The 13994-nt window shown below is 68.9% G+C and carries 8 protein-coding genes; 6 read left to right on the forward strand and 2 right to left on the reverse strand.

What is annotated here, in order from left to right; genetic code table 11:
- The first annotated feature begins 45 nt into the window (after positions 1-45).
- The 5 genes from WMF27_RS29000 (at position 46) to WMF27_RS29020 (ending at position 11274) form a co-directional block, all read left to right on the forward strand.
- On the forward strand, positions 46-1986 hold the full coding sequence (locus WMF27_RS29000; protein ID WP_437765629.1) for a protein kinase domain-containing protein: 1941 nt from the start codon (positions 46-48) through the stop codon (positions 1984-1986).
- A gap of 447 nt (positions 1987-2433) precedes the next feature.
- Positions 2434-2970, forward strand: a complete 537-nt coding sequence (locus WMF27_RS29005) for a hypothetical protein (protein WP_437765628.1) — start codon at positions 2434-2436, stop codon at positions 2968-2970.
- 89 nt (positions 2971-3059) lie between these two features.
- Positions 3060-4145: a hypothetical protein gene (locus WMF27_RS29010; protein WP_437765627.1), complete on the forward strand. Its 1086-nt coding sequence runs from the start codon at positions 3060-3062 to the stop codon at positions 4143-4145.
- Between the two features lie 169 nt (positions 4146-4314).
- Positions 4315-5802, forward strand: a complete 1488-nt coding sequence (locus WMF27_RS29015) for a hypothetical protein (RefSeq protein ID WP_437765626.1) — start codon at positions 4315-4317, stop codon at positions 5800-5802.
- 21 nt (positions 5803-5823) lie between these two features.
- Positions 5824-11274, forward strand: a complete 5451-nt coding sequence (locus tag WMF27_RS29020) for an AAA family ATPase (protein ID WP_437765625.1) — start codon at positions 5824-5826, stop codon at positions 11272-11274.
- 88 nt (positions 11275-11362) lie between these two features.
- Here the strand turns inward: WMF27_RS29020 and WMF27_RS29025 are convergent, their stop codons facing one another.
- The gene (locus WMF27_RS29025) at positions 11363-12100 is read right to left on the reverse strand and encodes a pyridoxine 5'-phosphate synthase (RefSeq protein WP_437765624.1); all 738 of its coding nucleotides are present in this window, start codon (positions 12098-12100) and stop codon (positions 11363-11365) included.
- 129 nt (positions 12101-12229) lie between these two features.
- Complete coding sequence (locus tag WMF27_RS29030) at positions 12230-12559, reverse strand: SPW repeat domain-containing protein (protein ID WP_437293756.1); 330 nt, start codon at positions 12557-12559, stop codon at positions 12230-12232.
- A 322-nt stretch (positions 12560-12881) separates the two neighbouring features.
- Between WMF27_RS29030 and WMF27_RS29035 the strand changes: the two genes are divergently transcribed.
- Positions 12882-13991 (forward strand): THUMP domain-containing class I SAM-dependent RNA methyltransferase, encoded by a 1110-nt coding sequence (locus WMF27_RS29035; RefSeq protein ID WP_437765623.1) that lies wholly within the window; start codon positions 12882-12884, stop codon positions 13989-13991.
- Positions 13992-13994 lie beyond the last annotated feature (3 nt).

Consider the following 13994-nt stretch of genomic DNA (forward strand, 5'->3'; position numbering starts at 1 on the left):
ACGCCAGTTGACACGATGTGGGCTCGCGCGTAGTATTTTTCCTTTGTGAAGGGCCAAACGGTCGGCGGGAGATACGCGCTGCTGCGTGAGATCGGCCGCGGCGGCATGGGCATCGTCTGGGAGGCCTTCGATCAGATGCTCCGCCGGCCGGTGGCGCTGAAGCGGATGATGCCCGAGAACGTCGTCTCATTCGACGCAAGGCGCAGCTTCGAGCAGGAGGCGACGACTGTCGCTCGTCTCCGCAACGAGCACATCGTCCAAGTCCACGACTACGGAATCGATGAGGGTTCTCCCTATATCGTCATGGAGCTGCTCGAGGGGGAAGACCTCGAGAGCCGGCTCCGCCGCACGCGCCAGCTCCCGGCGGCGGCCGTGCTGTCATTGCTCCGGCAGCTCAGCTCGGGCCTCGAGGCGGCGAGCGCGGCAGGCATCGTCCACTGTGATCTCAAGCCCGCGAACATCTTCCTTGCCCGGGGTGCGTCCGGCGAGTCCGTGAAGATCCTCGATTTCGGGGTGGGGTGGCGGCTGTTCGATGCGCGTGACTGGAGCGGCTCGCGCATCGGAACCCCCGCGTACATGAGCCCGGAGCAGGTCCGCGGCGCCGTTCCCCACCCCCTGGCCGACCTCTGGTCGCTCGGCGTCATCGCGTACCGCGCGCTCACCGGCCACTTTCCGTTCTCGATAGAAAACCTGCCAGGGCTCATCATCAGTATCTGCACGGATCCGTTCCCGCCGCCGTCGGCGTTCGACGCCGCCCTGCTCCCCGGGTTCGATCGATTCTTCGAGCGCGCCCTGGCAAAGGACCGGACCCGGAGATTCCAGTCGTCCCGCGAGCTCATCACGGCGTTCGCCGCTGTGTGCGACGCGGGGAGCAAGCCCGCCAAGATCCTCATCGTCGATGACGAGCCCGACATGCACCTCCTGCTGAAGATGCATTTTCGGCAGAACAAGAAGAGCTCCGCCTACGAGCTCATCTTCGCCGACAACGGCCAGCACGCCCTCGAGGAGCTCCGGCGACACCCGGACATCGATGTCGTCGTCGCCGACATCAACATGCCGGTCATGGACGGGATCACCCTGCTCGAGCACATCCCCGAGGTGAACCCGCTCGCGAGGACGGTGATCGTGTCCGCGTACGGCGACATGACCAACATCCGTCGCGCCATGAACCGGGGGGCGTTCGACTTCCTCTTCAAGCCGCTCGATTTCGTCGACCTCGAGACAACGCTGGAGAAGTCCCTCCGCTCCGCGGAGCAGCAGCGACAGAAAGCCCAGGCGAACGAGGAGAACGATATCCTGCGGAAGTTCACGAACGCGGCCCTGGTGGAGCGGCTCCGGGCGCTCGGGCCCGCGGGCGCAGCCGCGAGCGAGGCGCTGGAGGCGACCATCGCCTTCGTCGATGTCTTCCGGTTCACCCGCGTGGCGCAAGAGAGGCCGCCCGCCGAGGCCACGCGGCTGCTCAACGCCAACTTCGAGGTGATCGTCCCGGAGCTCCTGGCGCACGGAGGCATCGTGGACAAATTCGTGGGCGACGCCGTCATGGCGGTGTTCCACGGGCCGGAGCACCTCGACCGGGCGCTCTCGGCGTGCGTCGCCGTACGCGAGCAGCTCGAGACGGTCGCTCGGCGTACGGGGAAGGATTCGCCTTACGCTCACGGGGTATGCGCGGGCGTCTCGACCGGCAGCGTCCTGGCGGCGGAGGTCGGCTCGCACGCCTGCGCGCGGCTCGGCTACACGGTGCTCGGGCAGGCCGTGAACGCCGCCTCCCACCTCGCGCGCGCAGCGCTGTCCGGGGAGATCCTGGTCGACGAGGCGGTCTGCCGGGCCGCCCGGCAGGAGTTCAAGTTCGAGAGCGCCGGCGCGCGGAGCATCTGGCCCAGGGCCGAATCGACGACCGTCTACAGGGTGGCGGGGCGCGACGTGACGCGGCCGCTGCTCGAGGGGGAGCAGACGGTCCAGATCTCCCTGGAGCCCAGGCCGGCGTAGGCGCCGCGCTGACATCGTGTCGGCCGGCACGGCACCGGCACGGCACCGGCACGGCGCCGGCATGTCCGCCGGCACGGCACCGGCACGGCGCCGGGACTCCGGCCGACGTGTCGGCCGACACGTCGGTCGACACGTTGCCGCACGCGCTCGACGGAACGCCCGCGGCCCCCGTCACATCGCGGCATGGAAACGCCCGCATCCCCGCACGTCGGCTGGGCGGCGGACATGCACGCACGGCTGGTACGCGCCGTGCAATTCCCATTCGCAGACGGTTCGGTTCCATCCCGGATGTCTCTCTCGACTGGATCGAGCGGCTCGGAGCAGGCGGCTCTTTCCAGCGAGCGACGGCCCCGGAGAGCTCGCAGAGCACGCGACTCACCGGACCGCGCGCGCCTGCGGCGACGCGCGCAGCGCCCCTCAACTACAGCACGCGAGGAAATAACGACAATGCCCACAGAGACAACGAAGTATCCGCCCGGCGTCCTGTCATTGCTCTATCACCTGAGGTACACGGGCCTCAGCGTGAACTCGGACAAGAACAAGGTACTGAAAGACTTTCGCCTGAGCGCCACCGAGAAGAAGGTGTTCAACAAGTGCGGCGACATGGGGCGCCCCGACGACGACTGCGTCGCGAACGTCCTCTACCTCACGAAGGATGAGGTCAACGAGAGGCTCTTCAAGAACACGAGCGGCGAGGCGCCCGCCCCGTCGGCGAGCGGCGCGGCGCGCAGGCCGGGTCTCCTGTCCTTCCTTTATCATCTGGTGCACACCGCGGAGGTCTACAATCGCTTCCACCCCGACGATGAAGCGCACAAGAACGAATCCAGAAACTCGCTGATGGGCGAGTTCAAGCTGAGCGAGCGGCAGAAGAAGAAGCTCGACAACCTCATCGCAAGAGGCCCGTCCGACGACGGTTCGCTCGAGGCCCTGCTGGATCTCGCCGTTTCCGAGCTCAACGGCGACGCCTGGTACAAGGCCTGGTGAGCGGGTAGCCTCGGGCGCTGCGCGAAGGCGGACCGCGGCAGTCGGTGGTCATCACGCGGGCACGGCCCGGCAGGACGAGAGGTGGCTGCATGATCGTTCGGTCGATGGAGAAGACGCTGGAGCTCGTCGAGCCTCATGTCCCGCCGACGCTCGTGTCACCGCGAGATTGGCGCGCCTTCGGCCGCTGCGCCCCGGCCCTGCTGGACGCCGCCTCGGTCCTGACCCTCGAATGTCATCTGGGGGCGACCGCTGCGCGGGTCGACTTTCTTGCCTGTCTTCTGGCGGAAGGGAGAGAGCTCCTCGCGTCTCGGCTCCCGCGCTCGCGCCGCGAAGGTCCGGTCGCCCCCGGCGGCCCTCCGCCGGCGGAAGGCGCCGATCCGCTCCGGGGCCCTCCAGGGCGTCTCCTCGCCGCGTGGACCACGCCCGGCACCCTCCTGTTCGAGCAGGTCCCGCTGCTCTGGTTCGAGTTCGATCAGCCGGCCGCGCGTCGTGGTCCGGTCGAGCCGTCCGTGCTCCTCTGCCTGGATCCGAGGCCCCTCACGAGCCTGGAGGCCCCGGAGGCAGAGCGCGACTTCAGCCCGAGCGGCCGGCTCCGGCTCGTCGAGGCGGCCCTCTCGGTGCTCCTCGATGGGCCTGTCCCGGCGGCGACCCGGGCCGCGCTGCTCCGCGGATTCTCCCTGTTGCCGGACGGCGGCCACGTCGTTCATCTGTCCGTCATGAGCGCCAGGCAGCCAGTGACGCTCAAGCTCAATGTCTCGCTGCCGCGCGACCGGCTCGTCGGCTACCTGCTCGGGGTGGGCTGGCCGGGCAAGCCCGGTGAGGCGGAGGAGCTGCTGGAAGCGCTGCGCGTCGATGACGAGCGCGTCACGATCGACGTCACCATCGGAGACAACGTCGCTCCTCGGCTCGGGATCGAGCTCTTCGATCTCGCGACCCGGGAGCTCGACCCGGGCCGGAGCGCGACGCTCGAGCGCCTCTCGTCGCTCGGCCTCTGCACGCCCTCTCAGCGCGACGCGCTCACCGCGTGGCCCGGGTCCTCGCGCGAGCGCTGCCGGGAGCACGAATGGCCGTCCCGCGTGCGCCGCTGGATCGACCTGAAGATCGTCCTCGGCCCGGATCGAGCGCTGTCGGCCAAAGCCTACCTTGGTGTCTTACGCTGCTTCTCCCTCGCCTGAGAACCGACACACACGCTGTACTCTGGAGCGTCGCACCATGAAACGCCCTTCGTCCTCCATCTACAGATCGGCCTTGATGATCCTGGCGAGCGCGACACACCTGTCGTGCACCGCGACAGCCCACCGGCAGAACTCCTCTCCCCCGCCCTCCCCTCCTGAGGACACGGGCGTGTCCTCACCGGTTGACGACGAGACATGCCGGAGGGAGCTGTGGAGCAAATTCCCGAGCTTCACCGACAAGCTGTGCTCGGCCCTCCCCCGAGACATCGATCCCGAGCTGCAAGAAAGAACCATAGAGAAGGGGAAATACGCCGAAGGCAACCGTCTATACGACATCCTGGCATGGCAGTCCTTCATCGCGATGGCTTGGCCGGTGACCAGGGACGGCCGCGCGCTGCCTCGCCTCGCGGACGAGGGCGCCCATGAGTGGGACACCTGGAAGACCAGTTACGACATCTTCAAGCCGGGCGGCGGCGCACCCGACGCGTGGAATCCTGCCGAGCAGCAGGCCAAGCGGCGCGCTCCGGACGCGAGCTTCCCGATAAATGCCTCCCGCATGCTACAGGACGACAAACAGGCCGATTCGTTCATCCTCTGGGACCAGAACGGCAACAAGGTGTATTACGAGGTGCTGTACAGCGAGCGTTTGTTCAAGTACCTCAACGACAACGCGCTGTACAGTATCGATGGACAGATCGCCTACAGCGCGGAAAACTGCGCCACCCCCAACGCAGACTGCACCAACCCCGACGCGCCCTGGGGCAACCCGCGGAACGAGGATCAGACGCCCTCGATCGCGCTCAAGCTCGCGTGGAAGCTGCTGGACGAGAGCGAGAGTCACCTCGAGGGGCGCTTCATCCTGCGGAAGGCGTACGTCGACACGGGCGCAGGCTCGTCGCTGCGGACGTTCGGTCTCGTGGGCGCGAACGTCATGATCAAGACGCTCTCGGCCAAGAAGCAATGGGTCTGGGCTGCGTTCGAGCACATCGACAACGTCGATGTCAACCCGCTCGAGACGCACAATGGCAAGCCGCTCAAGCCCTCGTTCAACAACCCGGATTGCCCGCTGTGCCCCGTCAATGAGCCGCCGGATGAGCGCGCCTGGCCGCCCTCGAAGGGTCCGCGGGTCAGCCGCACGCAGGTGCACCGGCAGCAGCCGATCCGGGAGGACACGGCCGCCCTGAACAGCGAGGTCCAGGCGCAGCTCAAGAAGAACCGCTCTGCCCTGCAGTTCTACGAGCTCGTCGGCACGCAGTGGCCGACGGACGGCGTGAGCGAGCCGTCGCCGTCGGACAAGCTCCCCGATGCCGTCGTGAACGAGTCCGGCGGCCGGCCGTACCGACCTTACCTCGTGAACACTGTCCTGGAGACATACATGCAGAAAGGCAACACGGTCGCTGCCAAGGTGAACCGCGCTCTGCGCCCCGAGACGACCCGGATATTCCACACGTCGAGCTGCATGGGCTGCCACTCCAGCGCGAGGATCGCCAGGAAAATGTCGCAGGATACCATCACGTGGGGAGAGCGCGGCAGCGGTGATTTCTTGCTGAGCTATGAGAAGAAGGCCAGACCGAAGGCCGCCCCGGCGGGCGGCAGGCCGGCCGATGGAATGCCGAGCGCGGCCGCGGCCGACGCTCGGCCGAAGCAACGGAAGTAGCTGCACGCGAAGGGCGAGTTCATGCAGATCCTCCTGGGCTACGATGTGACCGCGACCGTCGTCGAAGAGACGCGGACTGCCATCTATCGAGCCATCCGATCCGCCGACGGGCAGCCGGCGCTGATCAAGGCGCTCCACGTCGCTTACCCGACCCTGCTCGACATCACGCGCATCAAGCACGAGCACCAGCTCGCCCAGATGCTCGACAGCCCGTACATCCTGAAGGTACAGCGGCTGGAGAAGCACCAGGGCGCGCCGGCGCTCGTCTTCGAGGATTTCGCGGGTGAACCGCTGCACTCCGTCATCCCTGCCGAAGGGCTGGACATCGAGCTGCTCCTCCACGTCGCGATCCAGCTCTGCCGAGCGCTCGAAGCCTTGAATGAACGGGAGATCACCCACAAGAACATCCATCCGGGGAGCATCCTGTTCGACCGGGAGACCGGCCGCGCCAAGCTCACGGATTTCAGCATCGCTTCCCGGCTGCCTCGCGAGAGCCAGACGATCGAGAGCGTCGCCCGGATCGAGGGGTCCCTGGCCTACATGTCACCCGAGCAGACCGGCCGGATGAACCGGGCCCTGGACCATCGCACGGATTTCTACTCGCTCGGGGCCACGCTGTACCAGATGCTCACCGGCCGGCCGCCGTTCCTGGCCACCGATCTGCTCGAGCTCGTGCACTGTCACATCGCCCGGCGGCCGGCGCTGCCGGAGGAGGTGCGGCCGGGAGTGCCTGCCCCGCTGTCGAGCGTCGTCATGCGCTTGCTGGCCAAGGCGGCCGAGGACCGTTACCAGAGCGCGCGCGGGCTGCGCATCGACCTCGAGACCTGCCTCGCCGCGTGGAGCTCCGCCGGCGAGATAGCGCCGTTTCCGACAGGCAGGCAGGATCGCTCGGAGAGGCTGCAGTTCCCGCAGAAGCTCTACGGGCGCGACGCGGAGGTCGCCGCCCTCACGGGCGCCTTCGAGCGCGTCGCCCGAGGGGCCACCGAGATCGTGCTCGTCCATGGCTATTCCGGCGTCGGCAAATCGACGCTGGTCAACGAGCTCCACAGGCTCGTCGTCGGCCAGACCGGCAGCTTCCTCTCCGGCAAGTTCGATCAGTTCAACCGGGGTCTACCTTACAGCTCCCTCATCGAGGCGTTCCAGCAGAGCATCCGCCAGCTGCTCACCGAGGACGAGGCGCGGCTCTCTGTCTGGAGGGCGCGGCTCGGACGCGCGCTGGGCCCCAACGGCCAGATCATCGTCGATGTGATCCCGGAGCTCGAGCTGGTCCTCGGCCAGCAGCCGGCCGTGCCCCAGCTCGGCCCAGCGGAGTCTCAGAACCGGTTTCGTCAGGTCTTCCAGAGCTTCATTCAGGCCTTCGCCCAGAAGGAGCACCTCCTCGTGCTCTTCCTCGACGACCTGCAGTGGGCCGACGCTGCGTCCCTGGATCTGCTCCGGTACCTGAGCGAAAACCCGGCCAGCGGCTACCTGCTGCTGATCGGCGCGTACCGGGACAACGAGGTCACGGACGGCCACCCGCTGGGCCGCGCGTTCGAGCGCCTCCAGGTGGAGGCGACGAGGGTCACCCACCTCGCGCTGGCGCCGCTCTCCCAGGACGATCTCACGGGGTGGCTCGTCGACGTGCTCTCGTGCACGGCAGAGCGCGCGGGGCCGCTCGCGTCGCTCCTGGCCAGCAAGACCCACGGCAATCCGTTCTTCGTCATGGAGTTCTTGAAGACGCTCCATCAAGAGCGGCTGCTCGTGTTCGACCCGGCGCTCTCGGACGAGCGCGGCGTGGGCGCGTGGCGCTGGGACATGGATCAGCTCAGGTCCGTCGGGGTCACGGACAACGTGGTCGACCTCCTGGTCGGCAAGCTGCAGAAGCTCCCGCTCGCGGCGCAGAGCGCGGTGAAGCTGGCGGCCTGCGTCGGGAGCCGCTTCGACTCGAACATCCTGTCCATCGTGTACGAGCGCTCTCCGCGGGAGACGGCCGACGCCCTGTGGGAGGCCGTGCAAGCGGGCCTCATCCTGCCCACGGATCAGTCGTACAAGCTGCTCCTCGGCGCCGAGCCGGGAGATCCCTTCGATGCGTCGCTGGAGGAGCTCGCCGTCCCGTACGAGTTCCTGCACGACCGCGTGCAGCAGGCAGCCTATTCGCTCATCCCCGACCAGGACCGGAAGAAGACCCACCTCGACATCGGCCGCCTCCTCCGGCAGCGCCTCCCGGCCGAGCGCCTCGCGGAGCGGCTCTTCGAGGTGGTCAATCACCTGAACGCAGGCGCCGAGGTGGTGCGCGACGCGACGGAGCGCGAGGAGATCGCGCAGCTCGATCTCACCGCCGGTCGCAAGGCAAAGGCGTCGGCTGCCTACGAACCGGCGCTGCGCTACCTCGCCGCTGGCACCGAGCTCGTCGGGGCGGAGGGGTGGAGCCGCTGTCATGAGCTGACGTTCGCGCTGCACCTCGAGAGGGCCGAGTGCGACTATCTCATGACCCGCTTCGCGGACGCCGATGAGCGGTTCGCGCTCCTGCTCCGCAACGCCCGCGCCGACGACGAGCGGGTCGCCGTGCATACCGCCCGTGTGACGCAGCTCCTGCACCTGTGCCGTTACGAGCAGGCCGTGGAGACCGGCTTGCTCGCGCTGCAGCTGCTCGGCATACGGCTGTCGTCCAAGCCGCACATCGGTGAGGTGCTGCTCGAGCTCGCCCAGGTTCGCTGGAAGCTGCGGGGCAGGCAGATCAGCGAGCTCAGCGCGCTGCCGGACCGCATGAAGCCCGAGATCCGGGCGGCGATGGGCCTGCTCATCTCCCTCTGGTTCCCTGCCTACCTGCTGCAGCGCGAGCAGCTCATCGGGCTCATCATCCTCAAGCTCGTGCAGCTGTCGCTCACCTACGGCAACACCGAGGCCTCCTCGTTCGCGTTCGCCTGCTTCGGCATGTTCAACAGCTCGGCGTTCCGCGATCCCAAGACGGGCGCGGCGTACGGCAAGCTCGCCCTGGTCCTGGCGCGCAAGTTCAATGATCCATCGGTGACGTGCAGAACGCTCTTCGTCATCGCGAGCTTCCTGGAGGTGTTCTCGTCCCACCTGCGCGAGGCGCTCGATCTGCTCGCGGAGGCGATCCAGTGCGCCGTCGACTCCGGCAACCTGGTGCAGGCGTCGTACTGCATGTGCCTGAGCATCTACTGGACCTCTCTGGTCGACACCCCGATCGCGGAGGTGGCCGCGCAGGCTCGCCGGTATCTCGAGTTCGGACGACGGACCGACGCCCAGAAGGTGGTCCAGTGCATGCAGATCACCCTGCGCTGGACGCGGGAGCTGCAGGACGCCGACCCCTCCGCGCTGCGCTCGAGCGAGCACTCGCTCGAGCCGGACGCGTACGTCACCGAGGACATGCAGCGCGCGCAGCACCTGCTGCTGGCGCTCCAGATCGGCTACCTGTTCGAGCGTTATGACGAGGTGCTGGAGATCGCGTCGCGGCTCGAGGCCTACAAGGACATGCTGGACCCGAGCTCGGCGTTCGTTCCGCACCACGCGTTTTACCGGGCGCTCGCGGCGCTCTCGCTGGTTCCGGACGCGGACGGCGCGGACAGGCGCCGCCTGCGCGGCGCGATCGACAAGGCAAAGCGGATCTTGCACAAGTGGGCCGAGCACAGCGCGGTGAACGCCCGCCACAAATATGCGCTGGTGCTGGCCGAGGAGGCGCGCGTGGAGGGCCGATCCAGGCAGGCGGCGAGGCTCTACGACGACGCGATCTCCGCCGCGCGGAAGAGCGAGTACCTCCACGAGGTGGCTTTGGCGTGCGAGCGCGCGGCGCTGTTCCATCTGAGCAGGGGCAAACCGCAGCTGGCAGGCTCCTACCTCCAGGAGGCGCGCGGCTGCTATCTCACCTGGGGCGCGCACACCAAGGTCCGCGCGCTCGACGAGCAGTATCCCGTGCTCCTCATGCGGTCGCCTCCCGCGCAGGTGAAGCATCAGAGCGGCACCGCCGTGACGGTGTCGCCGACGCCCCAGGACCTCGACTTGACCACGGTCGTCAAGGCGTCCCAGGTGCTCTCCAGCGAGATCATGCTCGGTCGGCTCCTGGACAGGATCATGCAGATCATGCTCGAGAACGCAGGCGCAGAGAAGGGCGTCCTCCTCATCAAGGAAGCCGGCCAGCTCGTGATCGAGGCCAAGGGGACGATCGCGTCCGGCGAGGTCACCGTGCTTCAGTCGATCCCGATGGACCAGAGCCCGGATCTCCCGCACGCGCTGGTGAACTACGTCGCCAGGACGCGGGAGAGCGTCGTGCTGCGCGACGCGGCGCGGGATGAGCGGCTGGTCAGCGACCCCTACGTCGTGCGCTGCCAGCCGAGGTCGGTGCTCTGTGCCCCGCTCGTTCATCAGGGACAGCTCGTCGGTGTGCTGTATCTCGAGAACAACCTCATCACCGACACGTTCACCTCGGACCGGCTGAAGGTGCTCCGCCTGCTCTCGTCGCAGGTCGCGATCTCGATCGAGAACGCGCGGCTCTACAACGATCTCGAGCGGAAGGTCGACGAGCGGACCGAGGAGCTCAAGCGCAAGAACATCGCGCTGGCGTCGACGCTCGAGCACCTCCAGCAGACCCAGCAGCAGCTGATCCAGGCGGAGAAGATGGCGTCGCTCGGCAACCTCACCGCGGGGGTCGCTCACGAGCTCAAGAACCCGCTCAATTTCGTCAACAACTTCGCTGAGCTGTCCGTTCGATTCGCGGATGAGCTCGTCAGCCTCTCGACCGAGCCCCACCTCGACGACCTGCACACCGGCGAGGTCATGGCGAAGATCAGGGAGGTGCTCCCCATGCTGAGGGTCAACGCGAACAAGATCGCGGAGCACGGCAAGCGCGCGAACGCCATCGTGAACAACATGCTGCTGCACTCCCGTGTCCTGTCGGGCGTCCGGGAGCCGGTGAATTTGAACGCGCTCGTCGAGAAGGCGGTCGAGCTCGCGATGGTCGGCAAGCTCGCCGCGGCGCCCGCCCTGGACGTGGTGGTCGAGAAGGAGTTCGACGCTTCGCTCCCGCCGGTCGAGGTGATGGATCAGGAGCTCGCTCGCGTGATCATCAACCTGGTCAACAACGCGCTTTACTCCGTGGGTGAGCGGGTGCGGGCGGAGAGCGGCGCCGCGGCGGAGCCGCCTCGCATCCGGGTGTCGACGCGCCGGGTCGGGTCGATCGCCGAGATCCGGATCTGGGACAACGGCACCGGGGTACCGGAGCTCATCCGTGAGAGGATCTTCGACCCATTCTTCACGACCAAGCCCAACGGGCAGGGCACGGGGCTAGGGCTCTCCATCTGCTATGAGATCGTGCGTCACGGCCATGGAGGCGCGATCCGGCTCGGGAGCACCGGGGAGGGGCGCCACGCGGAGTTCATCGTGGAGCTGCCGGTGCGCAGCCCCGCGTCCCGCCCGTCCGCGGCCGCGCCGGTGGATGACGTCACGGTCGCTCCGCCGAGCAAACACCGGAGCTGACCAGGGCTGGCGCCGCCGGCGGCGCGATCGCGGCGGGGCGACCCCGGCCGGCGCAGCGCCGGCGCGCTCGGCCGGGCCCCCCGCCCCGCTACGGCGCCGGCGCGGCGCGCCCCTCGACGGCCGCGAGGTAGTCGCGCACGGACTGCCTCATCCCGACCTCGAGCGCATGCGCCACGAGGTGGTGACCGATCGACGCCTCTTGAATCTGCGGCGCCTCGCGGACGAGCGGCGCGAGGTTCTCCACGGTGAGATCGTGCCCCGCGTTGATCCCGACCCCGACCGCCACGGCGGCCCTCACCGTCGCGACGATCTTGTCGAGCTCCGCGCGGTGATCGCCGCGATCGAACGCCTGGGCGTAAGGCCCCGTGTAGATCTCGATGCGATCGGCCCCGATCTCCGCGACCACGGGCACCACCGCCGGGTCGGCCTCGACGAAGAGGCTAGTCCGGATCCCCTCCTCCTTGAGCCGCTTCACCACAGGCTGGAGGACGAAGCGCCATTTCGCGACGTCCCAGCCGCGGTGCGAGGTGAGCTCGCCCGGCGAGACCGGGACCAGCGTGCACTGCGTCGGCCTGAGCTCGAGCGTGAGGTCCAGGAACTCCTCGCGGAGATCGCCCTCGAAGTTCGTCTCCACCGTGGTGATGTGGCGAGTCACCGCCCGCGCGTCGTCCGGCGTGATGTGCCGCCGGTCCGCCCTCGGATGGATGGTGATGCCGTGGGCTCCGTAGTCCACGATCTTCCGGGCGAAGGAGAGGACATTCGGAGCATCGTGTCCCCGCGAGTTCCGCAGGAGCGCGATCTTGTTCACGTTGACGCTGAGCTTCATGGGACATCCTCTCGCCGGCTCGTGCGCGGCGCTCGCGACGCCGCTATACACGATCGACGCCACGAGGCGAACACGGCGCGCGCCGGCGCGCGGCCGGGAGCGCGCGGAAAGCGCGCGGCCGCTCGGCGCCTACACGCGCCGCGCGGCCCGCGAGCCCCGCACCGCGACGTCGGTCGCGAGGAGCGACACGACGAGGATGCCGACGGCGACGAGCGCGTTGTTCCACACCGTCGCCATCAGCAGCGCCGGTATCGTCCAGGCGCTGACGAAGAGCCACACCGCCAGGATCGCGGTGGCGTAACGCGCCCTGGGCGCCCAGAGCGCGATCAGGGCGAAGACGACGCACAGCGCGCCCACCACCCAGGTGTTGGTGAACTCGTCCCGGCCGTGGCGCCAGAGGAACGCGGAGATCAACAGCCAGATCCCGAGCGCGATGTTGATGCCACGCAAAGCCGCCATCCGATGCTCCATTGGCCTCCCTCCCTGGCGGATCGCCGTGCCGGCGCCTCCGCCGCGCGACGCCCTGGCTCCCTCGCCCTGCCCGCTCGCCGCGGCCTCGGGCCAGGCGTCCTGCCCCGAGCGGCCTCGGCCCGTCGATCGCCGGGCCCGCTCACCCCACTTGCCGAGCGCCGGCGTCCCTGCGCCCGGTCCACACACCCCAGAGCTCAGCGAACGCCGTGCGAATCCAGTGCCACGCGCCCCGCCCCGGGAGCGGCCGCGCGGCCAGAGGCCGCGTTCAGGAGGGCCGCCGCGCGGCGGTTCGGCTAGAAGCCCCGTCGCCATGGACTTCTTCGCGACCGCCGCCAAAGGAACCGAGCCCGCCCTCCGCGACGAGCTCCGCGAGCACCGGTTCCGCGGCGTCCGCGCGGATCGCGGCGGCGTCCACTTCTCCGGCCCGCCGGACGAGGGCTTCCGCGCGTGCATCGAGCTCCGCACCGCCGTGCGCGTGCTCGTCGAGCTCGCCTCGTTCGACGCGCCCAGCGGGGACGCGCTCTACGAGGGCGTCTCGCGCGTCGACTGGGCCCCTTACCTGAGCCCGGTCCACACGCTCGCCGTCCGCGCCTCCTGCCGCTCGAGCGCGCTGACCCACACCCAGTTCATCGCGCAGCGGACCAAGGACGCCATCGTCGACCAGATCCGGCGCCGCGTCGGCGCCCGCCCGTCGGTCGATCTCGACGACCCGGATCTCGCCCTCTTCCTCCACCTCGTCCACGACCGCGCGACGCTCTACGCCGACCTCGGCGGCGCCGCGCTCCACCGCCGCGGGTACCGCACGCACATCGGCGGCGCGCCGCTCAAGGAGACGCTCGCCGCCGCGCTGCTCCGCCTCTCCGGCTGGGACCGCGCCCGCCCGTTCGTCGACCCCATGTGCGGCGCCGGCACCATCGCCCTCGAGGCCGCGCTCTGGGCGCGGGACATCGCCCCCGGCCTGCGCGCGCAGCGCTTCGGCTTCGAGCGGTGGGCGTGCCACGATCAGGCCGCCGCGCGGCGCACGACCGAGCTCCGCGACGCCGCCCGCGCGCGGATCCGGCCGGATGGCCCCGCGATCGTCGCCGCCGACATCGACCCCCGCGCCGCCGAGATCACCCGCGGCAACGCCCGGATGGCCGGCGTGCAGATCGAGGTCCGCTGTCAGTCCATCACCGCGCTCGCCCCGACCGCGCCGCCGGGCCACGTCCTGACCAACCCGCCGTACGGCGAGCGCCTGCCCGGGACGCTGGCCCTCTACCGCGACATGGCGGCGGCGCTGTCGCGGCTCGCGGGCCACCGCGTCGCCATCCTCGCCGGCACCGAGGACATCGAGCGCGCCATGCGCAGGAGGCCGGAGCGCTCGCTCACCGTGTTCAACGGCCCGATCGAGTGCCGGCTGCTGACGTACGACATCCCCTGAAGC

It is taken from the genome of Sorangium sp. So ce281, from assembly GCF_051527395.1.
Taxonomy (GTDB): domain Bacteria; phylum Myxococcota_A; class Polyangia; order Polyangiales; family Polyangiaceae; genus Sorangium; species Sorangium cellulosum_B.